A 24,522-nucleotide genomic window follows, 5' to 3' on the forward strand; every position below is an offset into this window, starting at 1 on the left:
ACACTTTTTTTCATTGAATTTGCTTATACGGCAACGATTGCGTCCCGTAATCTGCGTTAAGTAAACGTTAAACTTGCAATAAAACAGGAAACGGCATGTCCCACATTGAAGCGGTATTTTTCGACTGTGACGGCACCCTGGTCGACAGTGAAGTAATTTGTTCCCGCGCATACGTGCATATGTTTGAAGCGTTTGGTATTTCGCTCGATCTCGACGAGGTTTTTAAACGATTTAAAGGCATGAAACTGTATGAAATCATCGATGTTATCGGCGAAGAGTACGGTAAACCGCTGGATAAAAGCGCGCTGGAGCCGGTGTACCGCGCGGAAGTGGCGCGCCTGTTTGACAGCGAGCTGGAAGTGATTGCCGGTGCGAATGCATTGCTGGACGCGGTAGCGATTCCGATGTGCGTTGTTTCTAATGGCCCCGTCAGCAAAATGCAACACTCTTTGGGCAAACTTGGAATGCTACATCACTTTCCTGAAAAACTGTTTAGCGGCTATGACATCCAACGCTGGAAGCCCGATCCGGCGATAATGTACCATGCAGCTAAAGCGCTTAATGTCGATCCGGCAAACTGTATTCTCGTGGATGATTCCACCGCCGGGGCGCAATCTGGTATCGCGGCAGGGATGGAAGTATTTTACTTCTGCGCCGATCCGCATAACAAACCCATCGACCACCCAAAAGTGACTACGTTCACTGATTTGGCGCAGTTGCCAGAACTGTGGCGCGCTCGCGGGTGGCATGTTACGCGTTAATCTAAACCACTAAACAGGATGTTTTTATGGCCCAGACACATCGCCCTCTACCGGTATTTAAATATCACCCGCAACCTCTGGAAACCGGGGTGTTCTCTGAAGACAAAACGGTCACCTGCGCCTGCTGTCAGCAGCCGACCAATGTCTACTACACCAATCCGTTCTATACCCAGCAAGATGTCGATTATCTCTGCCCATGGTGTATTGCAGACGGTGCAGCTGCAGAGAAATTTGGCGGTAGCTTTCAGGATGAATCCTCTCTGGAGGGGATAGAAAGCGAGTTCGACGACGAAGGCGAATTTACCGGCTTTAAAAATCCCTGGCCGGAAGCCAGCGTGATTGAATTGACCGAAAGAACGCCGGGATATTGTGGCTGGCAGCAGGAGTTCTGGCTGGCACACTGTAATGATTTTTGCGCCTTCGAAGGTTACGTTGGCTGGAAAGAGATTGCCGACAAGCTGGATCAGTTTGCTGATTTGCGGGCCGACTGCGATGCTTTCGGCATTGATTACGAGAAGCTACCCGAATACCTGCTCGACGGCGGCGATTGCCAGGGTTATCTCTTCCGCTGTCTGCATTGTGGGAAATTGCGGCTGTGGGCCGATCTCTCCTGACGGAGAGCGACAGGAGCACAACAGATGTCTGAATTACTTGCACGTTATCAGGGTTGCCTGCTTGGGCTGGCCGCAGGTGATGCGGTTGGTACCACGGTGGAGTTCCGCGCGAAGGACTCCTTTCCACCTGTGACGGGGATGGAAGGCGGCGGCCCGTTTCATTTACAGGCCGGGCAGTGGACTGATGATACCTCAATGGCGCTGTGCCTTGCGGAAAGCCTGGTCACCTGTAACGGATTTGACGCAAAGGATCAGATGAACCGTTATCTGAACTGGTGGAAGTGGGGCTATTTAAGCTCTACGGGTCACTGTTTTGATATCGGCATGACCGTTGCCAGCGCGCTGCAAAAGTTCGCCAATGATGGCGAACCGTTTGCCGGTTCCAGCAATCCGCGAACAGCGGGCAACGGCTCACTGATGCGACTGGCGCCTGTGGTGCTATGGTTCTTTCCGGATCAAGCGCAAGTGCTGGAATATGCACAAGCCTCTTCACGCACGACGCACGCCGCGCCGGAAGCGCTCGCCAGCTGCCGTCTGTTCGCGCAACAGCTTATGAATGCCTTACAGGGCAAAAGTAAGCAGGAAACGCTGACCGATATCGCGCAGTTGCCGGAGCAGGAAAACCTGCGCCATATCGCTGAAGGTCGCTATCTGCAAAAAACGCGGGCGGAGATTTTTGGTACTGGTTACTGCGTGCAGAGCCTGGAAGCTGCGCTGTGGTGTTTCGCCAAAGGGAATGATTTTGAAGAAACCATCCTGCTGGCAACCAACCTCGGCGATGATGCGGATACCACCGCCGCCATTGCCGGGCAACTGGCCGGCGCGTTTTACGGGATAAACGGCATTCCGCAAACGTGGCGTGACAAACTCTGGCAGTACGAGGATATCGATACGCTGGCAAGAAAGCTGCTGGCAAAATCGGCCTGAAAAAAACCCCCTCGTCGCTGAGGGGGTTTTCACATCACTCTTTAGGATCTTTTCCGGCGAGCAGCTTATCCAGTTCATCGCCACCCACGTGACGGAAATCCTGGCCTTTCACGAAGTAGAAGATGTATTCACAGATATTCTGGCAACGGTCGCCGATACGCTCAATAGAGCGCGCACAGAATAGCGCGGTCAGTACACTCGGGATCGTGCGGGGATCTTCCATCATGTAGGTCATTAACTGACGCACAATGCCTTCATATTCCTGATCCACTTTTTTATCTTCGCGGTAGATACGCACCGCTTCATCCAGATCCATACGGGCGAAAGCGTCCAGCACGTCGTGCAGCATCTGCACGGTGTGGCGGCCAAGCGACTCCAGGCTTACCAGCAGCGGCTGGTGCTGCTGAGAGAACTTCTCCAGTGCGGTACGGCAGATTTTATCCGCCACGTCGCCAATACGTTCCAGCTCAGCGATGGTTTTAATGATCGCCATAACCAGACGCAAATCGCTCGCCGTCGGCTGACGCTTGGCGATAATGCGCACACAAGCTTCATCGATGGCGACTTCCATCATATTGACCTGTTTGTCGCCCTCAACAACGCGCTTAGCCAGCTCGCTGTCCTGGTTGTGCATGGCGGTGATCGCATCAGAAAGCTGCTGCTCCACCATTCCACCCATGGTCATTACCTGAGTGCGAATGCTTTCCAGCTCAGCGTTGAACTGCCCGGAAATGTGTTTGTTAAGGTTGAGATTGTCCATGGTGCACTCCAAATGCCCGACAGATTTCACGTTGTAACAGGGTTGCTGAGACCTTTACGGTTCGGCAAATCAACCATAGCGCCCGGTAATGTAGTCTTCCGTTTGCTTCTTCTTCGGCTTCGTGAACAGATCATCTGTATTGCTGAACTCAATCAACTCACCGAGGTACATAAATGCCGTGTGATCGGAACAGCGCGCCGCCTGCTGCATGTTGTGCGTTACGATAACAACGGTGTAATCCTGTTTCAGTTCCGTAATCAGCTCTTCGATACGACCCGTGGAGATCGGATCGAGCGCTGAACAAGGTTCGTCAAGCAGCAGCACTTCCGGGCGGATCGCGATGCCGCGGGCGATGCACAGACGCTGTTGCTGACCACCGGAGAGAGAGTACCCGCTCTGGTGCAGTTTATCCTTGGTTTCGTTCCATAATGCGGCCTTAGTCAAAGCCCACTGCACGCGCTCGTCCATATCCGGGCGTGAAAGTTTCTCAAACAGGCGCACACCGAAAGCGATATTGTCATAAATCGACATTGGGAACGGCGTTGGCTTCTGAAACACCATCCCTACTTTCGCGCGCAGCAACGCAATATCCTGCGTGTTCGTCAGAATGTTGTCGCCATCCAGCAGAATTTCGCCTTCGGCACGTTGCTCCGGATAAAGCTCAAACATTTTATTAAACGTACGCAGCAGCGTGGACTTACCACAGCCCGACGGCCCGATAAACGCCGTTACCTGATTTTTGGCAATATCCAGGCTGATGTTTTTCAGTGCATGGAATTTGCCGTAATAGAAGTTCAAATCGCGAACCTGAATTTTGCCCGGCGTCGTTTCAACCATACTCATTTATCTCTTTCCTCAACTCGACGCCGCTTTCGCCGCGTCGCAAAAATTAACCGTGTTTACTCTTCGCGAAAATGACGCGCGCCAGAATATTTAACAACAGTACGCAGAGAGTGATGATCAGCACCCCGGCCCAGGCCAGTTGCTGCCACTCGGCAAACGGGCTCATAGCGAATTTGAAAATTGTCACCGGCAAGTTAGCGATAGGCTGCATCATATCGGTGCTCCAGAACTGATTGGAGAGCGCGGTAAACAGCAGCGGTGCCGTTTCACCCGCAATGCGCGCAACAGCCAGCAGCACGCCAGTCATAATCCCGGAAACCGAGGCTTTCAGGGTAATCGCCGAAATCATCTTCCACTTCGGCGTTCCCAACGCGTAAGCCGCTTCACGCAGGCTGTCCGGCACCAGTTTCAGCATGTTTTCCGTGGTACGGATGACAATCGGCACCTGCAACAGCGCCAGCGCAATCACACCGGCCCAACCGGAGAAGTGCTGCATCTGCGCGACAACAATGGTGTAAACGAACAGGCCGACCACAATTGAAGGCGCTGAAAGCAGAATGTCGTTGATAAACCGAATAATTTCAGCCAACAGTGATTTACGGCCATATTCCGCCAGATAAATCCCGGCCATAATGCCCAGCGGCGTACCGACAACCGTTGCCCAGAGAATTAATAGTCCGCTGCCCGCCAAGGCGTTAGCCAGGCCACCGCCCGCCGTATTGGGTGGCGGCGTCATTTCGGTAAACATCGCCAGCGACATACCATCAAAACCGCGTGTAACCGTCGACAGCAGGATCCAAATCAACCAGAACAGACCAAAGGCCATGGTCGCCATTGACAATGTCAGGGCTATGCGGTTTTTCAGACGGCGGCGCGCCTGCATTTTGCGACGCGATTCAGCCAGTTGAGCGGTGCTTTGCATTTCAAGCGTAGCCATTAGCGTGCCCCCTCGTTTTTCGCCAGGCGCATGATCATGAATTTTGAAATGGCCAACACGATAAAGGTGATCACGAACAGGATAAGCCCCAGTTCCATCAATGCTGCGACATGCAAGCCCGATTCAGCTTCGGCGAACTCGTTCGCCAGCGCAGAGGTAATACTGTTGCCAGGCATAAACAGCGAAGCACTGTCGAGCTGGTAGGTGTTACCGATGATAAAGGTCACCGCCATGGTTTCACCCAGTGCGCGCCCCAGCCCCAGCATCACGCCGCCAATCACCCCGTTTTTGGTAAATGGCAGTACGATACGCCAGATAACCTCCCAGGTCGTGCAGCCAATGCCGTAGGCCGACTCTTTCATCATCACCGGCGTTTGTTCGAATACATCGCGCATTACCGCCGCAATGTACGGAATGATCATAATGGCGAGGATCACCCCGGCAGCCAGAATACCGATACCAAATGCGGGGCCGGAAAACAGCGCGCCGACAAAAGGAATGTTGGAAAGGACATTGCCCACCGGTTCCTGGAAATAAGTTGCGAACAGCGGAGCAAAAATAAACAGCCCCCACATGCCGTAAACAATACTCGGGATCGCCGCCAGCAGCTCAATAGCAATACCCAGCGGGCGTTTCAGCCAGTTTGGCGACAGCTCCGTCAGAAACAGTGCGATACCAAAACTCACCGGAACAGCGATAAGCAACGCGATGACCGAGGTAACAATGGTGCCATAAATCGGTACCAGCGCCCCGTAGACGTCATTCGGCGCATCCCACTCTTTGGTCCACAGGAAAGAAAAACCAAACTTCTGAATGCTTGGCCATGAGGAGAAAATCAGGGACACGATAATGCCGCTGAGCAGCAATAACACAATCAGCGCAGCCAGTCTTACCAGTGCGCTGAATAACATGTCGCCTTTTTTACCCGGGGGATTAAATGCCGGCTTGGTTGCAGCCATAAATTACTCTTCAGTTTAACGTCTTACGAATTTGCCCGCAGGCACTTGCGCTTGCCGGCCTACAGAAGATCTGTAAGGCGGATGGTGTAAGCGCCATCCGCCATGTTCTTCAAAAACGAGTGCTTAGTACAGTGCTTTACCGCTGCTGTCTTTCACGTTGGCTTTCCAGGCAGCGCGAACTTGTTCAACAACGCTATCCGGCAGGGTTGCGTAGTCGAGGTCGTTAGCTTGTTTGCCGCCTTTTTTGTAGGCCCAGTCAAAGAACTTCAGCACTTCGGCACCCTGCTCAGGTTTAGCCTGCTCTTTGTGCACCAGAATGAACGTGGTGGAGGTGATTGGCCACACATCCGCACCTTTCTGGTTAGTCAGGTCCTGCGCGAAAGATTTGCTCCAGTCGATATCTTTAGCCGCGTTGGAGAAACTGGTTTCCGTCGGGCTAACCGCTTTACCATCGGCAGAGAGCAGCTTGGTGTAGGTCAGGTTGTTCTGCTTAGCGTAAGCATATTCAACGTAACCGATAGAGCCCGGCAGGCGCTGAACGAACGCGGCGATACCGTCGTTACCTTTACCGCCCAAGCCGGTCGGCCAGTTAACGGTAGAACCAGAACCGACTTTAGATTTCCACTCTTCGTTCACTTTCGCCAGGTAGCTGGTGAAAACGAAGGAGGTACCGGAACCATCAGCGCGGCGAACCACAGCGATGTTCTGCGAAGGCAGTTTCAGGCCTGGGTTGAGTTTGGCGATAGCCGCGTCATCCCATTTTTTGATATTACCCAGGTAGATATCACCGAGGGTTTTGCCGTCCAGTACCAGCTCGCCGGATTTAACACCCGGGACGTTGATTGCCAGCACGATACCGCCGATCACGGTCGGGAACTGGAACAGGCCTTCCTGAGCCAGTTTGTCGTCAGACAGCGGAGCATCGGACGCACCGAAATCAACAGTTTTAGCCGTAATTTGTTTAACGCCACCCGAAGAACCGATGCCCTGATAGTTAATCTTGTTACCTGTTTCTTTCTGATAGGTATCAGCCCACTTGGCATACACCGGAGCCGGGAAAGTTGCGCCCGCGCCTGTCAGGCTGGCAGCTGCGTTTACAGCAAATGCACTCAGAGAAAAGGTCGCGGCGACAACAGTTGCGACAGTGGTACGCATAACGTTCATAATGTCTCCTGCAAGAATCGTAAATCGTTGTTTAGTGGCTACGATGAGCAAAATAGGACACTTTGATGACAGTTATATGCAATGATTGTTACTGTTTTATGACAGCAACGGATTACGGTTTGATTCAGTGAATATTGAATGCGTTATCAGCGAGATAAAACGCTTAATGACAATGATATTTCAGTATGATTTTAATTTTATGACACTAAAAACGTAGTTGAATCTGACAAGAAGTCCTAACCAACCGCGAGAAAAAAGCCACCGCGTATTAATTTATTTACGCTTCGGTTGCGTTAGCGCATCACGGCGGAATTGCATGATTTTCAGTGACACACGCCACTGCATCAATTTCGTCAGTTCTGGCCCATTCATCACCTGCCGCGCCAGCCACCAGAGAAAAAAACCGCTTCCCCAACAAGCCAGAGATAACCAGCTAAATGGCGCAAACATTAGCCATCCTGCCACCAGCACATTGCAAACAGATAACAGAAACCAGACTGCCAAAAACAGTTTCAGGGATAATGTTTTACCTTTCTCAACGCCTGTTAACGCGACGATCAGCAGAACGAACACGCCTATCCCGGCAATAATCCCCAGACCGCTAATCACCGATTTCGCTGCAATAGCCAAGCAAACATAGCTCAGCAGTAACGCATAAAATACTACCGTTGCGCTGCCATAAAATGTCATCCCGCCTCTGCCTGCAGGATAGGCCTTTGGCATCTCTGTAAATGCCTCCGCAGCCAGCTTCAACTCTGCCAGCTTGCGACCCGCTATTCCCGCATCAACGCCCCGGCAATAATTGATGAGTGCAAGCAACCTCGCACCTGCCATTTTTTCCAACAAACTCATGGCTATCCTTAAAAAAAGAGGCTGCCATCAGGCAACCTCTCTCTACATTATGAGAAGCTTAAGACCTTATTCCACAGTAACCGATTTCGCCAGGTTACGCGGCTGATCCACGTCGGTGCCTTTGATCAGCGCAACATGGTAAGCCAGCAGTTGCAGCGGCACGGTATAGAAGATTGGCGCGATCATTTCTTCTACATGCGGCATATCGATAATGTGCATATTGTCGTTGCTGGTGAAACCGGCATCCTGATCGGCAAAGACATACAGCACGCCGCCACGGGCGCGAACTTCTTCGATGTTGGATTTCAGTTTTTCCAGCAGTTCATTGTTTGGCGCAACAACAATCACTGGCATATCGGCATCAATCAGCGCCAACGGACCATGTTTCAGTTCACCTGCGGCATAGGCTTCGGCGTGAATATAGGAGATCTCTTTCAGCTTCAGCGCGCCTTCCAGTGCAATCGGATACTGATCGCCACGGCCAAGGAACAGCGCATGATGCTTGTCGGAGAAATCTTCTGCCAGCGCTTCAATGCGTTTATCCTGCGACAGCATCTGCTCAATGCGGCTCGGCAGCGCCTGCAAACCGTGAACGATATCGTGCTCAATGGCCGCATCAAGCCCTTTCAGGCGGCTCAGTTTCGCCACCAGCATCAGCAACACTGTGAGCTGAGTAGTGAACGCTTTGGTTGATGCAACGCCGATTTCCGTACCGGCTTTGGTCATCATCGCCAGATCGGATTCACGCACCAGCGAGGAACCTGGCACGTTACAAATCGCCAACGACCCCAGATATCCCAGCTCTTTTGACAAGCGCAGCGCCGCCAGCGTATCCGCCGTTTCACCAGACTGCGACAGCGTGATCATCAGGCTATTGCGACGCACCGCTGATTTGCGATAGCGGAATTCAGAAGCGATTTCGACATCGCACGGAACCCCCGCCAGCGCTTCAAACCAGTAGCGGGAAACCATACCGGAGTTGTAAGACGTACCGCAGGCAACAATTTGAATATGCTCAACTTTCGACAGCAGTTCGTTGGCATTCGGCCCCAGTTCGCTCAGATCAACTTCACCATGGCTGATACGGCCAGTCAGGGTATTTTTGATGGCGTTCGGCTGTTCGTAGATCTCTTTCTGCATGTAGTGGCGGTAAATACCTTTATCGCCCGCATCGTATTGCAGATTAGATTCGATATCAGGGCGTTTAACCTGCGCACCGGATTTATCGAAAACCGTCACGCTACGGCGAGTCACTTCCGCAATATCGCCCTCTTCAAGGAAGATAAAGCGGCGGGTAACCGGCAGGAGTGCCAGTTGATCGGATGCAATAAAGTTTTCGCCCATGCCAAGACCGATAACCAGCGGGCTGCCAGAGCGCGCTGCCAGCAGCGTGTTGGGATCGCGGGTATCCATAATGACCGTGCCATATGCACCGCGTAATTGAGGGATAGTACGCAGTACGGCTTCACGCAGCGTACCGCCCTGCTCCAGTTCCCAATGCACCAGGTGCGCGATAACTTCGGTATCTGTTTCAGAAACAAACACATAACCACGCGCTTTTAACTCTTCACGCAGCGGCTCGTGGTTTTCGATAATACCGTTATGCACCACAACAATATGATCAGAAACATGCGGATGCGCATTGCCTTCCGACGGTTCACCGTGTGTTGCCCAGCGAGTGTGGGCAATACCGGTCCCACCGTGCAGAGGGTGTTCTTCCGCCGTCTGAGAGAGCATCTGCACTTTACCGAGACGACGCAGCCGGGTCATGTGACCTTGCGCATCAACCACTGCCAGACCGGCAGAGTCATAACCACGGTATTCAAGACGACGAAGGCCTTCGAGAAGGATTTCAGCTACATCACGTTGCGCGACTGCGCCAACAATTCCACACATATTTTTTGATTCCGATTTTGGCATTATGCCTTTTGTTGTCGGTCAACCTGTTTACACGCCATGCTTCGACGCTGCCTGTGTACAACGCGAATTAGTGGGTGTAAGTGTCCGATTACCGGACTCCCCGAGCCTTGTAGAGAGTGGGGTTATTTTTATAGGTACTGCACGCGGGCGGGGGATTATCTTTCCCCTCATCCCTGAAATTGTTACTTCTTCTTCACCGGACGCTGCCAGCCCTGTTTTTGGACCTGCGGCACGCGGCTTAAAACCAGTTCATTTTCGTTAACGTTGCGCGTCACCGTGGTACCGGCGGCAATAGTTGCGCCTTTACCGACTGTGACAGGTGCCACCAGTTGCGTATCAGAACCAACAAACACATCATCACCAATGATGGTTTTATGCTTGTTCGCGCCGTCATAGTTACAGGTGATAACCCCTGCGCCGACATTCACGTTGTCACCAATTTCCGCGTCACCAAGATAGGTCAGATGGCCCGCTTTAGAACCTTTACCCAGCCGCGCTTTTTTCATTTCCACAAAGTTGCCGACATGCGCGCCAGCCAGCAATTCAGCACCCGGGCGCAAACGTGCAAAAGGCCCGATGGTACATGCCGCTTCCAGACGAGCATCTTCCACAACGCTGTAAGGACTGATTTCGCAATCGTCACCTATTTCGCTGTTTTTCAGGACACAACCGGCCCCGATCTTCACGCGATGGCCGAGCTTAACGTGACCTTCAATGATGACGTTAGCATCGATCTCGACATCCCGCCCGTGCTCCAGCGTACCGCGCAGATCGAAACGTGCAGGATCGCGCAGCATAACGCCTGCCAGCAGCAGTTTCTCCGCTTGTTCAGACTGGTAAGCGCGCTCCAGACTCGACAACTGAAGACGATTGTTAACGCCTTCCACTTCGCTCAGGCGCTGCGGGTGAACGGCGGTGATTTCACGCCCTTCCTGGTATGCCAGCGCAATGATATCGGTAATGTAGTATTCACCCTGGGCATTGTTGTTGGTGAGTTTGCTAAGCCAGCGTTTCATATCGCCGCCATTGGCGATCAAAATACCGGTATTGATTTCATTAATCTTACGCTGCTCTTCACTGGCATCTTTCTGCTCAACAATGCCGGTTACGACGCCGTTTTCGCGCGTGATGCGGCCATAGCCAGTAGGATCATGCAGAACCACCGTTAACAAACCGATCCCACCTTGCGGTTTTGCCGCACGCAGACGTTCCAGTGTTTCCACCGAAATCAGCGGCACATCACCGTAGAGCATGAGGATATCTTCGTCATCAGCGAAGAACGGTGCAGCCTGCTGCATCGCATGGCCAGTGCCCAGTTGTTCAGCTTGTAAAACCCAATTGAGTTTATCGTCAGAAAGGCGTTGTTTGAGCAGATCGCCGCCGTGTCCATACACCAGATGAACGTGGTTCGCGCCAAGAACAGTCGCAGTATCAATGACATGCTGAACCATCGCTTTCCCTGCAAGCGTATGCAGCACTTTGGGAAGATCGGAATACATGCGTGTACCTTTGCCCGCAGCAAGGATCACCACACTCATTTTTGTGTTCAACATATGCGTCCTGACTCTATTTTGGGAAAGAAGTAAACCTCTTTCACGTTGAAAATTCTACATATTTTGTAGCATGAAATGGATTGCCGACGAAACGCTCAAGTTCGGCGATTACAGGCCATTTGAAGGCTAGTTGGTGCGCAGAGTAAATCAGTTTACCGCTGAAAAATAGCGCCATTTCCTGCTGGTGCTAATTCATACAATGGGTTAGCCATTTTTTTCATCCTGAATAAAGATCGCACAAAAACAAAACGGCGTTTTAATCATCTAAGAGTGTGACGCACAAAAAAGAAACAGCGTTTCATCTTGATGATAATGGCAGGCAATTATCAATCAGGAGAAGATAATGAATTATAAAATACCTCTGGCCCTCACCGTTTGTAGCTCGCTTATTTCCGTTCCTGCGTTGGCTGCAGCAGCCCCTGTCTGGAAAGCGATTGCTTTTGGGCAATCTACCGACATGAATTTCTCATCAAATGTGTTACCGGAAAAAATAGGGGTCAATGATGTCACCATTGCCGGTAAAAAGCTCTCTGTCACGGATGAGGCAACATTAACAAATCCGATCACCATTGAAAGCCGTGGCGGCAAAATTGCTAATTCCCACGACGGGCTAACGTTTTTTTATACCCAGCTTCCCGGTAACGAAAATTTTGTCTTACAGGCGACGATTACTGTTGAGCAGTTCGGTCCGGAAAACGGTGCAAAACCCGCCGCGCAGGAAGGTGCCGGTTTGCTGGTACGAGACGTGATAGGTACTCCGCGCCAGCAGCCGCTAAAAGAGGGTTATGAAGAGTTTCCAGCGGCATCAAACATGGTGATGAACGCCATTATGACGCAGGATAAAAAAGATAATTTTCGCGTGAAGATGCAAGCGATTACTCGCGAGGGGATCAGCCAGCCGTGGGGTAACGCCGGTGCCACGATCTCGAAACAGAGTTACCAGGAAGAGATTGATCTTCGCCAGACGCCAACCTTTCGCCTGAAATTAGAACGTACCAACGACGGCTTTATCAGCGCATGGGCGCCGCATGGCAGTGATAAATGGGTCAGTCACAGTGTACCGCGCACCGATTTAATTTCAGTGCAAAACAAGGACCACTATTACGTGGGTTTTTTTGCCTCACGTAACGCCAAAATCGTGGTCAGCGATGCCACATTGACTACCAGCAAAGCCCAGACCATCAACTCGAAGCCCTGGCAGGCTAAGCCGTTGCCGGTTGTCGTACAAATAGCCTCTCCTACACAAAGCATTGGCGAAGCCTACACGGTACAGGCTCGCGCTAATTATGATGGCTTGTTCAGCGTTCGGCAGAACGAAGTGGTGATCGGTAATGAAAAACCGGTGAAAGCGGGTGAAATGTATACTCTGCCAACCCACCTTTCGGCAGAGAACACCTTTGCACTGACCTTTACGCCAACAAGCGGCAATGAGACTACGCCCATTTCGCAGACGTTCACTGTCGAAAGGGTTGCCGGAACGATGACTTCTACTCTGTATGCCGCAGCCGATGGTAAAGCAGATGGAGAAGGCACTGCTGCGTCGCCACTGGATTTGCCGACTGCAATATCTCTGTTGCCGCCAGGCGGGACGATTAACCTGAAAGCCGGAGATTATGCCCGGGCAGAGATCCCGCTCACCGCCAGCGGCTTGCGTGATAAACCAAAAACGCTGCAAGCCGATGGCAAAGCAGTGGTTCACGGTTTACTGGTTGATGCCAGCTACTGGCATATCAAAGGCATTGAAGTTACCGGCAAGAGCCTGCGTGTGCAGGGTAGCCATAACGTGATCGAAAAAGTGGTTGCCTGGCGTAATGACGATACCGGCATTCAAATATCTTCGCCGGAAAACATTGGTCGCGCATTGTGGGCGAGCCATAATCGCGTGATCGATGCTGAATCCTGGGGGAATGAAGATCCGGGAAAAATTAACGCTGACGGTTTCGCGGTAAAGATGCGCGTCGGTGACGGTAACCGTCTGGAGAGATGCCACTCCCATGACAACATCGATGACGGCTTTGATTTGTTTAATAAGATTGAGGATGGTGGCAACGGTGTTGTGGTGATCGAGAATTCTATTGCCAGCAACAATACCAGCAACGGTTTCAAACTGGGGGGAGAAGGGCAGCCAGTCGCACATCAGGTGCGAAACAGCAAAGCGATTGGTAACCATCTGGACGGTTTCACCGACAACTTTAACCCTGGCGCACTGGTGGTAGAGAACAATATCGCTGCGGATAATCAACGCTTTAACTTTATTTTTCGTCCAAGCCCCTACGGTGATGCCTCTACTCAGGGGAAATTCATCAATAATAAATCGGTGCGCAGTGCGCCGGGTCGCTATGACGATGCGGTGGTCGGAAATATTGATGATACGAATTATTTTATTGAGAAAGGGCAGAGCGTGAACAACAAGGGGAAGGTGCTGGATAGCGGAGCAGTGCTGGCGGAACTGGAAATGTAGCCAGATGGCGCTCGCTTATCACACAACGGTAAGCGTGGCGCCACTCGGCATATCAGCAATTAATGATTGAACGTACCGAAAGAGATGTTCATGTTGCTGAAGAGAGCGATGATTTTGTTGATCAGTTTCATAATGGTTTCCCGCTTTGACTGAAGGTTATTTTCTGTGATGAACTTCACAAAAAAGAGTCTACTCCGCATTTTTTAACCGATCAATATTTTTGTGATGTGTATCACAAAATAATAAAACACCCTTTCAGTTTCATGTTTTCTGGAACGCATCCATAAAAAAAGCCAGCCTGGAAACCAGACTGGCTTTTTAACGTTCAAGCCGGTGTTACATCGCTTTTTTGGTCAACTCGATAACACGCAGTTTCGCGATGGCTTTCGCCAGCTCCGCAGACGCCTGAGCGTAATCCACGTCACCGTGAGAGCTCTTAATGTGCTCTTCTGCTTTACGCTTCGATTCCAGGGCTCGCGCTTCGTCGAGATCCTGGCCACGAATAGCGGTATCAGCCAGAACGGTCACGCTGCTCGGTTGCACTTCAAGAATGCCGCCGGACAGATAGATAAACTCTTCATGACCGAACTGTTTAACGATGCGGATCATACCAGGCTTAATGGCGGTGAGCAGCGGTGCGTGACCCGGGAAAATACCCAGTTCACCTTCACTGCCCGTTACCTGGATTTTTTCGACCAGACCAGAGAACATTTGTTGCTCTGCGCTGACGACGTCCAGGTGGTAAGTCATTGCCATATCACCCTCCGATTAAGGCGTTAAAGTTTTTTGGCTTTTTCCACTGCTTCTTCGATGGAACCAACCATGTAGAACGCCTGCTCCGGCAGGTGATCGTATTCGCCTTCCATGATGCCTTTAAAGCCACGGATGGTGTCTTTCAGGGAGACGTATTTACCCGGAGAACCGGTAAATACTTCCGCAACGAAGAACGGCTGGGACAGGAAGCGCTGGATCTTACGTGCGCGAGCTACCACCAGTTTGTCTTCTTCAGACAGCTCATCCATACCCAGGATGGCGATGATGTCTTTCAGTTCCTGATAACGTTGCAGCAGAGACTGTACGCCACGCGCGGTGTCGTAGTGTTCCTGACCCACAACCAGCGGATCCAACTGACGGCTGGTGGAATCCAGCGGGTCAACGGCCGGGTAGATACCCAGAGACGCGATCTGACGGCTCAGTACCACGGTTGCGTCAAGGTGCGCAAAGGTGGTGGCTGGTGACGGGTCAGTCAAGTCATCCGCAGGTACGTATACCGCCTGAACAGAAGTGATAGAACCGGTTTTGGTGGAGGTGATACGTTCCTGCAGAACGCCCATCTCTTCCGCCAGCGTCGGCTGGTAACCTACCGCTGAAGGCATACGCCCCAGCAGTGCGGATACTTCAGTACCGGCGAGGGTATAACGGTAGATGTTGTCGACGAACAACAGAACGTCACGACCTTCGTCACGGAACTTCTCAGCCATGGTCAGACCGGTCAGCGCAACGCGCAGACGGTTTCCCGGCGGCTCGTTCATCTGACCGTAAACCAGGGATACTTTATCCAGAACGTTGGAGTCGGTCATTTCGTGGTAGAAGTCGTTACCCTCACGAGTACGTTCACCCACGCCCGCAAACACAGAGTAACCGGAGTGCTCGATCGCGATGTTACGGATCAGCTCCATCATGTTTACGGTTTTACCTACGCCCGCACCACCGAACAGACCAACTTTACCGCCCTTGGCGAACGGACACATCAGGTCGATAACTTTGATGCCGGTTTCCAGCAGTTCCTGAGAGCTGGAGAGCTCTTCATAGGAAGGTGCCGCGCGGTGAATAGCCCAACGCTCTTCTTCACCGATGTCGCCTTTCATGTCGATCGGCTGACCGAGCACGTTCATGATACGACCCAGTGTAGCTTTACCTACCGGGACTTCGATCGGGTGCGCAAGGTCATTAACTTCCAGACCACGACGCAGACCGTCAGAAGAACCCATGGCGATGGTACGTACGATACCGCCGCCGAGCTGCTGCTGAACTTCCAGCACCAGCGTCTCGTTACCATTTTTAACCTCAAGAGCATCGTACACGCGCGGTACGGCATCCTGAGGGAATTCGACGTCAACTACGGCGCCGATTACCTGGACAATTTTTCCAGTAGCCATCATGAATCCTCTACGAATTAACCTGGTTATACCGCGGATGCACCACCGACAATTTCGGTGAGTTCCTGAGTAATGCTGGCCTGACGAGCTTTGTTGTATACCAACTGCAGCTCTTTAATCAGGCTGCCGCCATTGTCGGTCGCGGCTTTCATCGCCACCATACGTGCGGCCTGCTCGCTGGCCAGGTTTTCCACAACACCCTGGTAAACCTGAGATTCAACATAACGACGCAGGAGCGTATCCAGCAACGCTTTTGGATCAGGTTCATACAGATAATCCCAGGATTTACGCTTCAACTCTTCATCTTCTGCAGCCGGTAACGGCAGCAACTGAGTGATGGTCGGAACCTGAGACATGGTGTTGATAAATTTGTTGCTAACAATATAAAGCTTGTCGAGACGACCTTCGTCGTAGGCTTGCAACATCACTTTTACCGGGCCGATCAGTTCTGACAAGGACGGGTTATCACCCATGCCTGTCACCTGAGCGACAACGTTGCCACCTACGGAATTAAAGAAAGAGACGCCCTTAGAGCCGATCATCGCGAGTTCGCTCTGAACGCCTTTATCGGACCATGCTTTCATATCCGCCAGCAGTTTTTTGAACAGGTTAATGTTCAAACCACCGCACAGACCACGGTCGGTCGACACCACCAGGTAGCCCACGCGTTTAACGTCGCGTTCTTCCAGATAGGGGTGCTTATATTCCAGATTACCGTTTGCAAGGTGACCAATCACTTTGCGCATGGTATCTGCATAAGGACGGCTGGACGCCATGCGATCCTGCGATTTACGCATTTTGGAAGCGGCGACCATCTCCATCGCTTTAGTGATCTTCTGCGTGTTCTGGACGCTTGCGATCTTACTACGTATCTCTTTTGCGCCGGCCATGAGCTTCTCCTCAATGCCTTGCGGCCTGCCCTAAGACAAGCCGCCAGACGTTACCAGGATTGGGTTGCTTTGAAGGAATCGAGGAGGCCTTTCAGCTTGCCTTCGATTTCGTCGTTATAGCCACCGGACTGGTTGATCTCTTGCATCAGCGGAGCGTGATCACGGTCAGCGAAAGCCAACAGAGCGGCTTCGAAGCTACCGATTTTCGCCAGTTCCACATCTTCGAGGTAACCGCGCTCAGCCGCGAACAGCACCAGACCCTGTTGTGCAACAGACATAGGGGCATACTGTTTCTGTTTTAGCAGCTCGGTCACTTTCTGACCGTGGCTCAGCTGTTTACGGGTCGCTTCATCAAGATCGGAAGCGAACTGAGAGAACGCCGCCAGTTCACGATACTGCGCCAGCGCGGTACGAATACCACCGGACAGTTTCTTGATGATCTTGGTCTGAGCTGCACCACCCACACGAGATACGGAGATACCCGGGTTAACCGCCGGACGAATACCGGAGTTAAACAGGTTGGTTTCCAGGAAGATCTGACCATCGGTAATAGAAATTACGTTGGTCGGAACGAACGCAGAAACGTCACCCGCCTGGGTTTCGATGATCGGCAGCGCGGTCAGAGAACCGGTTTTACCTTTCACTTCACCTTTGGTGAAGTTTTCAACGTATTCAGCATTAACGCGGGATGCGCGCTCCAGCAGACGAGAGTGGAGATAGAATACGTCGCCCGGGAATGCTTCACGTCCTGGCGGACGACGGAGCAGCAGGGAAACCTGACGGTAAGCGACTGCCTGTTTGGACAGGTCATCGTATACGATCAGCGCATCTTCACCGCGGTCACGGAAGTATTCGCCCATTGCGCAACCGGCATACGGCGCCAGGTATTGCAGTGCAGCAGATTCAGAAGCGGTTGCCACAACAACGATGGTGTTGGACAGTGCGCCGTGCTCTTCCAGTTTACGAACCACGTTAGCAATGGTGGACGCTTTCTGGCCGATAGCCACGTACACACATTTGATGCCGGAATCGCGCTGGTTGATGATAGCGTCGATAGCCATCGCCGTTTTACCGGTCTGACGGTCACCGATGATCAGCTCACGCTGACCACGACCGATTGGGATCATGGCGTCAACGGATTTATAACCTGTCTGAACCGGCTGATCGACGGACTGACGATCGATAACGCCCGGTGCGATAACTTCGATCGGCGAGAAGCCATCGTTATCAACCGGACCTTTACCGTCGATCGGCGCGCCCAGGGTGTTGACCACACGACCAAGCAGGCCACGGCCAACCGGAACTTCCAGAATACGGCCAGTACACTTCACCTTCATGCCTTCGGCGAGGTCAGCGTACGGACCCATCACAACGGCACCTACGGAGTCGCGCTCCAGGTTCAGTGCGATAGCGTAACGGTTACCCGGCAGAGAAATCATCTCGCCCTGCATACAGTCGGCCAGGCCGTGGATGCGGATAACACCGTCACTTACAGAAACAATAGTACCTTCGTTGTGAGCTTCGCTCACAACACTGAACTGAGCAATGCGCTGCTTGATCAGTTCGCTGATTTCGGTGGAATTCAGTTGCATGCTCCAGTCCCCTTAAGACTGCAAGACGTCTGCAAGGCGTTCAAGACGGCCGCGTACGCTGCCATCAATGACCATATCACCCGCACGGATGATTACGCCTGCCATTACAGACTTATCGATATTGCAATTCAGCTTCACTTTGCGTGACAGACGTTTTTCCATCGCGGCGCGGATCTTCGAAAGCTGTTCTTCACTCAGTGCGGTCGCGGAAGTCACTTCGACTTCGGCAATAGCCTCGCTGGCTGCGCGTAACTGAATAAACTGCTCAAGAACATCAGGAAGCACTTTGATTCGACCATTTTCCGCCATCACCCGGATCAGGTTCTGACCTTTGTCGTCAAGTTGCTCCCCACAAACTGCGATAAATGACTTAGCGAGCGTTTCCGGTGCTAACGCGCCGGAGATAAGCTCTGCCATGTCTTCATTTTTCGTCACCTCGGCGGCGAACGCCAGCATATCCTGCCAGCGGTCAACGCTCTGAGTTTCGACGGCAAAGTCAAAAGCTGCTTTGGCGTAGGGGCGAGCTACCGTTACAAATTCAGACATCAGCCCCTCCTCCTTACAGTTCAGCGACCAGTTTATTCACGATGTCGCTGTTAGCAGCTTCATCCACGGAACGCTCGATGATTTTCTCGGCGCCGGCTACTGCCAGCAGAGCCACTTGCTTACGCAGCTCTTCGCGGGCGCGTTTGCGTTCGGCGTCAATTTCCGCCTGCGCCTGCGCCACGATTTTGGTACGTTCCTGCTCGGCTTCTGCTTTCGCCTCGTCCAGGATCTGAGAACGACGTTTGTTCGCCTGTTCAATGATTACCTGAGCTTCAGCTTTCGCTTTTTTCAGCTGGTCGGTCGCATTGGCCTGTGCAAGGTCAAGGTCCTTTTTAGCTCGTTCTGCGGAAGCAAGACCGTCAGCAATTTCTTTCTGACGTTTTTCGATGGCTGCCATTAACGGCGGCCATACGTACTTCATGCAGAACAGAACGAACAGGACAAACGCGATGGCCTGGCCGAGGATTGTTGCGTTTAGATTCACAGCACAATGCCTCTTATCTGGTTAACGTTCTAAACAATTGCTTGAAAAGCAACCCTTACTACGCGACAGCAAACATCACGTACAGACCCAGACCCACAGCGATCATCGGGATAGCATCCACCAGACCCATTACGATAAAGAACTGAGTACGCAGCAGAGGAATCAGATCCGGCTGACGCGCAGCGCCTTCCAGGAATTTACCCCCGAGGATGCCGATACCGATCGCAGCACCGATTGCCGCCAGACCCATCATCACAGCGGCAGCCAAGTACAGCAGATCCATATTCAGGTTTTCCATGACAGTCTCCAGTTTGTTTCAGTTAAAACGTAGTAGTGTTGTTAAAAATCAGTGCTCTTCGGATGCCATCGACAGATAGACAATCGTCAGAACCATGAAGATAAAGGCTTGCAGCGTAATGATCAGGATGTGGAAAATGGCCCATGGCACATTCAGAACCCACTGTGACCACCACGGCAGAAGACCCGCGATCAGAATGAAAATCAACTCACCCGCGTACATGTTGCCGAACAGTCGCAGACCGAGTGAAACCGGTTTGGACAGCAGGCTCACGCCCTCAAGGATAAGGTTTACCGGAATAAATACCGGATGGTTGAACGGCTGGAGAGTCAGCTCTTTAGCGAAACCGCCAATACCCTTCATTTTGATGCTGTAGAACAGAATCAGGATAAATACGCCCAGCGCCATCGACAGGGTGATGTTGACGTCAGCAGACGGCACCACGCGCAGTGCAGGCAGACCCAGGACGTGCTCGCCAATCCACGGAAGGAAGTCGATAGGCAAAAGATCCATCAGGTTCATCAGGAATACCCAGACGAAAATCGTCAGGGCCAGTGGCGCGATAAGCTTGCTTTTGCCGTGGTACATGTCTTTGACGCTACCATGAACAAAACCAATCACCAGCTCAATCGCCGTCTGGAATTTCCCTGGGACACCGCTGGTGGCTTTTTTCGCTACACTACGGAACATCACCAGGAACAACAGACCCAGAACCACTGAGAAAAACATGGAGTCGATATTCAGCGTCCAGAAAGTGGCCGGGGGGTTATGCGGATCCACCAGTGAGAAGGTACGCAGGTCAATCTGAAGGTTATTCAGATGGTGACCGATGTACTCCTGCGGTGTTGAGTATTCTCCTGCAGACATGATGCCTCTTACCCTTTGTTGTTAATTACAGCAGGTGCCAGTATCTGAACTACCAGCACCGAAACCCACGTGACTATCAGCGGCAAAAAAGCCACCTTGAAAACCGCCAGCGCCACCATCAGTAACACGAATGTCATCAACACCTTGAGCGCTTCACCGAAGGCGAAGGTCCAGGCCACGCGGCCTTTAGCGGGTGTATGCGCCTGATGACGCCAGGCAAAAATCATAAACAACATATTCGGCAGCAAGACTGCCATACCTCCGCACACGGCGGAAATGCCCCAGAAGGGGTCTTTGAGGCTAAACAGCAATCCACTTGCCATTACTGCCAGAAACTGAATAAGCAGAAGCCTGCGAGCAACGTTTCGACTATAGAGCGACACAGACATTGCGTTTCTTAACTCCTGCTCCCTTTGAGGTATGCCGCGTGTCGTATAAAACGTTCTTTGAGGCCCGGAGTCAAGCATCAAAAAGCGGTCAAATTATACGGTGCGGCCTCGTGATTTCAAACAATAAGTAGCGAAAAGGTGAATAAATGTTTAAATATTTTTCCCAAGGGCTATTTTTAAACTTTTGCAGAAACTGTGAACCTTCGGGCAAAAGTGCAAATAACGCGAAATTCCTGATGGTAAAGCGTGCACTCGGTCACAAAATAAACATTTATGCACCCACCCTATTTATCGCAGCAGGAATTTGATACTTTTCATCTTTCTGATATTTAAGCCGATTTATCACAACTCTTTTTAAAACACTCACATCTACTATAAAAACGATTTATTGACATTTTTAATAATTATTTAACATGAATATTTCGTTATCGAGGCCGATTTTTAGCGGACTGATATTTTCACAGTTGATTATTTTACGCGGTAATAAAATTCTCATCGTTAAATGTCAGAAAAATCCTGGTAAAAATACGGTTAAATGTAACCGAACGTATCATCGTTTTTAATGTCGTTTTTTAACATCGCAGCAACCGCACGAATGATACATTTTTTGATAAAAATTAAACTTTATTTGCTTTAACGACGACCAAATGACGCTCACCATCGAGGTGCGGAACATGCAGTTTAATAATAGTTTCTACACACAAATCAGCAGGTAACAGCGCGATTTCCTCTTCCGGCACTAAACCTTTTAACGCATAGAAACGCCCTTCTTCGCCAGGTAAATGTCGGCACCAGCTCACCATGTCGTTCAGCGAAGCAAAAGCGCGGCTAATAACGCCGTCAAATGGCGGTTCTGCCGGGAAATCTTCGACACGACTCTGCACCGGTTCGATATTGCTCAGTTTCAATTCATGCTGAACCTGGCGTAAAAACCGTATCCGTTTGCCAAGGCTGTCGAGCAAAGTGAAGTGCGATTCAGGACGTACGATAGACAACGGAATGCCCGGCAATCCGGGGCCGGTCCCGACGTCAATAAAGCGTGAACCTTGCAGGTAAGGCGCAACCACAACGCTGTCGAGGATATGGCGGATCAACATCTCGTTGGGATCGCGCACGGAAGTCAGGTTGTACGCTTTGTTCCATTTGTGCAGCAGTTCGACGTAAGCCACCAGTTGTTGTTGCTGGTGATCGGACAACGAAATACCTGCTTCATCGAGCAGACGAGAGAGTTTGTTAAGCACGGTGGTTACCTGTGGAATTAAAATGCCCGGTAAGAACCGGGCAGATAAGTGAAATTAGGCGCTACGGCGCAGCATACCTTGTTTTTTCAGCCACACCAGCAGAATGGAGATCGCCGCCGGGGTGATCCCGGAGATACGCGATGCCTGGCCAATAGACGACGGTTTGTGATCGTTAAGTTTGGCGATCACTTCATTGGACAAACCGTTCACTTGCCGATAATCCAGCGTTGCTGGCAGGAGCGTGTTCTCATTGCGCTGCTGTTTTTCGATCTCATCCTGCTGACGCGCGATGTACCCCTCGTATTTCACCTGGATTTCCACCTGCTCGGCAGCTTGTTGATCGTCCAGGCCCGGTGCGAACGGCGCCAACTGAACCAGTTGCTCGTAGGTCATCTCAGGACGACGCAGCAGATCTTCGCCGCTGGCTTCGCGCGACAACGGTGCGGTCAGATGTTCGTTGACCGCAGGCGCATGTTCAGAGGCTGGTGATACCCATTGAGATTTCAGGCGCTGACGCTCACGCTCGATAGTCTCCAGTTTTTCGTTAAAGCGCGCCCAACGTTCGTCATCCACCAGACCCAGTTCACGCCCCGCTTCCGTCAGGCGCAGATCGGCGTTGTCTTCGCGCAGCATCAGGCGATATTCCGCACGGGAGGTAAACATGCGGTACGGTTCTTTCGTACCCAGGGTACAGAGATCGTCCACCAGTACGCCGAGGTAAGCCTGATCGCGGCGCGGCGCCCAGCCCTCTTTTTCGGCAGAGAAGCGCGCAGCGTTAAGCCCCGCCAGCAGCCCCTGGGCCGCAGCTTCTTCATACCCGGTGGTGCCGTTAATCTGGCCGGCAAAGAACAGACCCTGAATAAATTTGCTTTCAAGCGTAGGTTTCAGGTCGCGCGGATCGAAGAAGTCGTACTCAATGGCGTAGCCAGGGCGAACAATCTTCGCGTTTTCCATCCCCTGCATGGAGCGAACAATTTGCATCTGCACATCGAACGGCAGGCTGGTGGAGATACCGTTCGGGTAAATTTCGTTTGAAGTCAGTCCTTCCGGTTCAAGAAAGATCTGGTGCTGGTTGCGATCGGCAAAGCGCATCACTTTATCTTCGATCGACGGGCAGTAGCGCGGACCGATCCCTTCGATAACCCCGGCGTACATCGGGCTGCGATCAAGGTTGTTGCGGATCACATCGTGGGTTTTTTCATTGGTATGCGTGACGTAGCACGGCACCTGACGCGGGTGCTGCGCAGCGTTGCCCATAAACGAGAACACCGGCATCGGGTTATCGCCATGCTGCTGGGCCAGGACGCTGAAATCGATGGTGCGTGCGTCAATACGCGGCGGTGTCCCGGTTTTCAGGCGGCTGACGCGCAGCGGCAGTTCGCGCAGACGACGCGACAGCGGAATCGATGGCGGATCGCCCGCACGACCACCGCTGTAGTTATCAAGACCAATATGGATTTTGCCGTCGAGGAATGTCCCCACGGTCAGCACCACCGCTTTCGCACGGAATTTGAGCCCCATCTGGGTCACGGCGCCAACTACGCGATCGTTTTCGACAATCAGATCTTCAACCGCCTGCTGGAAGATCATCAGGTTCGGTTGGTTTTCAAGCGCTGTGCGCACTGCCTGACGGTAAAGCACGCGGTCTGCCTGTGCACGTGTCGCGCGCACTGCCGGACCTTTGCTGGCGTTTAGTATCCTAAACTGAATACCTGCCTGATCGATCGCCTTTGCCATCAGCCCGCCAAGCGCATCCACTTCTTTTACCAGGTGTCCTTTCCCAATACCGCCGATCGCCGGGTTGCAGCTCATCTGCCCCAGCGTGTCGATATTGTGTGTCAAAAGCAGGGTCTGCTGACCCATACGCGCTGCGGCCATTGCGGCCTCAGTGCCTGCATGACCCCCGCCAATGATAATGACGTCAAAAGGATCCGGATAAAACATGGTGGTATGCCTCGCCTGAGCGGTTAGAAATTGGATTGAAGCCTGGGCCGTGGATTCTACTCAACTTTAGTCCAGTGAGAAAGGATCGGATCCCGGCTATTAAAAAGAAGATCTTTTATATGTAGAGATCTGTTCTATTGTGATCTCTTATTAGGATCGACAGGTACTGTGGATAACCCGGATCATCACTTTAAGATCAATTCATTAGGCAGGATCATTAGCTGTGAATGATCGGTGATCCTGAACCGTATAAGCTGGGATCAGAATGGCTAGTTATACACAAGTCAAAAACTGAACTGCAGTTGTTAATGGGATAACTACCGGTTGATCAGTGCTTTTAAGCATAGTTATCCACATCTGA

23 protein-coding genes are annotated in these 24,522 nt (G+C 51.8%); 4 read left to right on the forward strand and 19 right to left on the reverse strand.

The genetic code is table 11. The features are described 5' to 3' along the window. The first annotated feature begins 95 nt into the window (after positions 1-95). From yieH to IP581_RS23215, 3 genes are read left to right on the forward strand one after another with little or no spacing between them, the layout of a single operon-like run. On the forward strand, positions 96-761 hold the full coding sequence (yieH, locus tag IP581_RS23205) for a 6-phosphogluconate phosphatase (RefSeq protein ID WP_097399740.1): 666 nt from the start codon (positions 96-98) through the stop codon (positions 759-761). 26 nt (positions 762-787) lie between these two features. Then, the gene (cbrC, locus tag IP581_RS23210; RefSeq protein WP_020455854.1) at positions 788-1,375 is read left to right on the forward strand and encodes a PF03691 family colicin E2 tolerance protein CbrC; all 588 of its coding nucleotides are present in this window, start codon (positions 788-790) and stop codon (positions 1,373-1,375) included. A 24-nt stretch (positions 1,376-1,399) separates the two neighbouring features. Then, positions 1,400-2,302: an ADP-ribosylglycohydrolase family protein gene (locus IP581_RS23215; RefSeq protein ID WP_097399739.1), complete on the forward strand. Its 903-nt coding sequence runs from the start codon at positions 1,400-1,402 to the stop codon at positions 2,300-2,302. A 34-nt stretch (positions 2,303-2,336) separates the two neighbouring features. Here IP581_RS23215 and phoU read toward each other — a convergent pair whose 3' ends face one another. The 8 genes from phoU to glmU form a co-directional block, all read right to left on the reverse strand. Further along, a complete protein-coding gene (phoU, locus tag IP581_RS23220) occupies positions 2,337-3,062 on the reverse strand; it encodes a phosphate signaling complex protein PhoU (protein WP_086872200.1) in 726 nt (241 codons plus the stop codon). Between the two features lie 69 nt (positions 3,063-3,131). Next, positions 3,132-3,905, reverse strand: a complete 774-nt coding sequence (gene pstB / locus IP581_RS23225; RefSeq protein WP_017458060.1) for a phosphate ABC transporter ATP-binding protein PstB — start codon at positions 3,903-3,905, stop codon at positions 3,132-3,134. A 46-nt stretch (positions 3,906-3,951) separates the two neighbouring features. After that, a complete protein-coding gene (gene pstA, locus IP581_RS23230) occupies positions 3,952-4,842 on the reverse strand; it encodes a phosphate ABC transporter permease PstA (protein WP_017458059.1) in 891 nt (296 codons plus the stop codon). Beyond that, entirely contained in the window at positions 4,842-5,801 is a 960-nt protein-coding gene (pstC, locus tag IP581_RS23235; RefSeq protein ID WP_017458058.1) for a phosphate ABC transporter permease PstC, read from the reverse strand. Before pstC ends, pstA begins: the two co-directional genes overlap by 1 nt. 123 nt (positions 5,802-5,924) lie before the next feature. Continuing rightward, positions 5,925-6,965, reverse strand: coding sequence for a phosphate ABC transporter substrate-binding protein PstS (pstS, locus tag IP581_RS23240; RefSeq protein WP_065369729.1), 1,041 nt, complete (start codon positions 6,963-6,965; stop codon positions 5,925-5,927). Between the two features lie 273 nt (positions 6,966-7,238). Then, a complete protein-coding gene (locus tag IP581_RS23245) occupies positions 7,239-7,817 on the reverse strand; it encodes a hypothetical protein (RefSeq protein ID WP_193821481.1) in 579 nt (192 codons plus the stop codon). 66 nt (positions 7,818-7,883) lie between these two features. Next, entirely contained in the window at positions 7,884-9,713 is a 1,830-nt protein-coding gene (gene glmS / locus IP581_RS23250) for a glutamine--fructose-6-phosphate transaminase (isomerizing) (RefSeq protein WP_193821482.1), read from the reverse strand. Between the two features lie 206 nt (positions 9,714-9,919). Then, the gene (gene glmU, locus IP581_RS23255) at positions 9,920-11,290 is read right to left on the reverse strand and encodes a bifunctional UDP-N-acetylglucosamine diphosphorylase/glucosamine-1-phosphate N-acetyltransferase GlmU (RefSeq protein ID WP_086872192.1); all 1,371 of its coding nucleotides are present in this window, start codon (positions 11,288-11,290) and stop codon (positions 9,920-9,922) included. Positions 11,291-11,633: 343 nt separating this feature from the next. On the opposite strand from glmU, the gene IP581_RS23260 reads away from it, so the two are divergent. Further along, the gene (locus IP581_RS23260) at positions 11,634-13,751 is read left to right on the forward strand and encodes a right-handed parallel beta-helix repeat-containing protein (RefSeq protein WP_193821483.1); all 2,118 of its coding nucleotides are present in this window, start codon (positions 11,634-11,636) and stop codon (positions 13,749-13,751) included. A gap of 336 nt (positions 13,752-14,087) precedes the next feature. On the opposite strand, the gene IP581_RS23265 is transcribed toward IP581_RS23260, so the two are convergent. The 11 genes from IP581_RS23265 to mnmG all read right to left on the reverse strand — a co-directional run bounded on the left by IP581_RS23265 (position 14,088) and on the right by mnmG (position 24,161). Further along, positions 14,088-14,507 carry a F0F1 ATP synthase subunit epsilon gene (locus tag IP581_RS23265; protein ID WP_086872188.1) on the reverse strand — a complete coding sequence of 140 codons (420 nt, stop codon included), beginning with the start codon at positions 14,505-14,507 and terminating at the stop codon, positions 14,088-14,090. Positions 14,508-14,527: 20 nt separating this feature from the next. Then, complete coding sequence (gene atpD / locus IP581_RS23270) at positions 14,528-15,910, reverse strand: F0F1 ATP synthase subunit beta (protein ID WP_017458048.1); 1,383 nt, start codon at positions 15,908-15,910, stop codon at positions 14,528-14,530. Between the two features lie 26 nt (positions 15,911-15,936). Next, positions 15,937-16,800: a F0F1 ATP synthase subunit gamma gene (gene atpG, locus IP581_RS23275; RefSeq protein ID WP_017458047.1), complete on the reverse strand. Its 864-nt coding sequence runs from the start codon at positions 16,798-16,800 to the stop codon at positions 15,937-15,939. A 50-nt stretch (positions 16,801-16,850) separates the two neighbouring features. Further along, positions 16,851-18,392 (reverse strand): F0F1 ATP synthase subunit alpha, encoded by a 1,542-nt coding sequence (gene atpA / locus IP581_RS23280; RefSeq protein ID WP_017458046.1) that lies wholly within the window; start codon positions 18,390-18,392, stop codon positions 16,851-16,853. A 12-nt stretch (positions 18,393-18,404) separates the two neighbouring features. Next, positions 18,405-18,938, reverse strand: coding sequence for a F0F1 ATP synthase subunit delta (atpH, locus tag IP581_RS23285; RefSeq protein WP_086872186.1), 534 nt, complete (start codon positions 18,936-18,938; stop codon positions 18,405-18,407). A 13-nt stretch (positions 18,939-18,951) separates the two neighbouring features. Beyond that, the gene (gene atpF, locus IP581_RS23290; RefSeq protein WP_017458044.1) at positions 18,952-19,422 is read right to left on the reverse strand and encodes a F0F1 ATP synthase subunit B; all 471 of its coding nucleotides are present in this window, start codon (positions 19,420-19,422) and stop codon (positions 18,952-18,954) included. 58 nt (positions 19,423-19,480) lie between these two features. Continuing rightward, a complete protein-coding gene (gene atpE, locus IP581_RS23295) occupies positions 19,481-19,720 on the reverse strand; it encodes a F0F1 ATP synthase subunit C (RefSeq protein WP_007369368.1) in 240 nt (79 codons plus the stop codon). Positions 19,721-19,768: 48 nt separating this feature from the next. Then, positions 19,769-20,587 (reverse strand): F0F1 ATP synthase subunit A, encoded by an 819-nt coding sequence (gene atpB / locus IP581_RS23300; RefSeq protein WP_020455863.1) that lies wholly within the window; start codon positions 20,585-20,587, stop codon positions 19,769-19,771. Between the two features lie 8 nt (positions 20,588-20,595). Further along, entirely contained in the window at positions 20,596-20,976 is a 381-nt protein-coding gene (atpI, locus tag IP581_RS23305; RefSeq protein ID WP_193821484.1) for a F0F1 ATP synthase subunit I, read from the reverse strand. A 617-nt stretch (positions 20,977-21,593) separates the two neighbouring features. Further along, positions 21,594-22,217, reverse strand: a complete 624-nt coding sequence (gene rsmG, locus IP581_RS23310) for a 16S rRNA (guanine(527)-N(7))-methyltransferase RsmG (RefSeq protein WP_193821485.1) — start codon at positions 22,215-22,217, stop codon at positions 21,594-21,596. Between the two features lie 54 nt (positions 22,218-22,271). Beyond that, positions 22,272-24,161 carry a tRNA uridine-5-carboxymethylaminomethyl(34) synthesis enzyme MnmG gene (gene mnmG / locus IP581_RS23315; RefSeq protein ID WP_086872183.1) on the reverse strand — a complete coding sequence of 630 codons (1,890 nt, stop codon included), beginning with the start codon at positions 24,159-24,161 and terminating at the stop codon, positions 22,272-22,274. Between the last annotated feature and the right edge of the window lie 361 nt (positions 24,162-24,522).

This window comes from Kosakonia pseudosacchari (assembly GCF_015167415.1).
GTDB lineage: Bacteria > Pseudomonadota > Gammaproteobacteria > Enterobacterales > Enterobacteriaceae > Kosakonia > Kosakonia pseudosacchari.

Excerpts from the sequence above, each read along its gene's own strand:
- atpB (WP_020455863.1), bottom strand. The coding sequence starts at position 20,587 with ATGTCTGCAGGAGAATACTCAACACCGCAGGAGTACATCGGTCACCAT.
- pstC (WP_017458058.1), bottom strand. The coding sequence starts at position 5,801 with ATGGCTGCAACCAAGCCGGCATTTAATCCCCCGGGTAAAAAAGGCGAC.
- atpG (WP_017458047.1), bottom strand. The coding sequence starts at position 16,800 with ATGGCCGGCGCAAAAGAGATACGTAGTAAGATCGCAAGCGTCCAGAAC.
- pstS (WP_065369729.1), bottom strand. The coding sequence starts at position 6,965 with ATGAACGTTATGCGTACCACTGTCGCAACTGTTGTCGCCGCGACCTTT.
- yieH (WP_097399740.1), top strand. The coding sequence starts at position 96 with ATGTCCCACATTGAAGCGGTATTTTTCGACTGTGACGGCACCCTGGTC.
- atpH (WP_086872186.1), bottom strand. The coding sequence starts at position 18,938 with ATGTCTGAATTTGTAACGGTAGCTCGCCCCTACGCCAAAGCAGCTTTT.
- pstA (WP_017458059.1), bottom strand. The coding sequence starts at position 4,842 with ATGGCTACGCTTGAAATGCAAAGCACCGCTCAACTGGCTGAATCGCGT.
- atpE (WP_007369368.1), bottom strand. The coding sequence starts at position 19,720 with ATGGAAAACCTGAATATGGATCTGCTGTACTTGGCTGCCGCTGTGATG.
- glmU (WP_086872192.1), bottom strand. The coding sequence starts at position 11,290 with ATGTTGAACACAAAAATGAGTGTGGTGATCCTTGCTGCGGGCAAAGGT.
- IP581_RS23245 (WP_193821481.1), bottom strand. The coding sequence starts at position 7,817 with ATGAGTTTGTTGGAAAAAATGGCAGGTGCGAGGTTGCTTGCACTCATC.
- cbrC (WP_020455854.1), top strand. The coding sequence starts at position 788 with ATGGCCCAGACACATCGCCCTCTACCGGTATTTAAATATCACCCGCAA.
- glmS (WP_193821482.1), bottom strand. The coding sequence starts at position 9,713 with ATGTGTGGAATTGTTGGCGCAGTCGCGCAACGTGATGTAGCTGAAATC.
- atpD (WP_017458048.1), bottom strand. The coding sequence starts at position 15,910 with ATGGCTACTGGAAAAATTGTCCAGGTAATCGGCGCCGTAGTTGACGTC.
- phoU (WP_086872200.1), bottom strand. The coding sequence starts at position 3,062 with ATGGACAATCTCAACCTTAACAAACACATTTCCGGGCAGTTCAACGCT.
- pstB (WP_017458060.1), bottom strand. The coding sequence starts at position 3,905 with ATGAGTATGGTTGAAACGACGCCGGGCAAAATTCAGGTTCGCGATTTG.
- atpA (WP_017458046.1), bottom strand. The coding sequence starts at position 18,392 with ATGCAACTGAATTCCACCGAAATCAGCGAACTGATCAAGCAGCGCATT.
- IP581_RS23265 (WP_086872188.1), bottom strand. The coding sequence starts at position 14,507 with ATGGCAATGACTTACCACCTGGACGTCGTCAGCGCAGAGCAACAAATG.
- mnmG (WP_086872183.1), bottom strand. The coding sequence starts at position 24,161 with ATGTTTTATCCGGATCCTTTTGACGTCATTATCATTGGCGGGGGTCAT.
- atpI (WP_193821484.1), bottom strand. The coding sequence starts at position 20,976 with ATGTCTGTGTCGCTCTATAGTCGAAACGTTGCTCGCAGGCTTCTGCTT.
- IP581_RS23215 (WP_097399739.1), top strand. The coding sequence starts at position 1,400 with ATGTCTGAATTACTTGCACGTTATCAGGGTTGCCTGCTTGGGCTGGCC.
- IP581_RS23260 (WP_193821483.1), top strand. The coding sequence starts at position 11,634 with ATGAATTATAAAATACCTCTGGCCCTCACCGTTTGTAGCTCGCTTATT.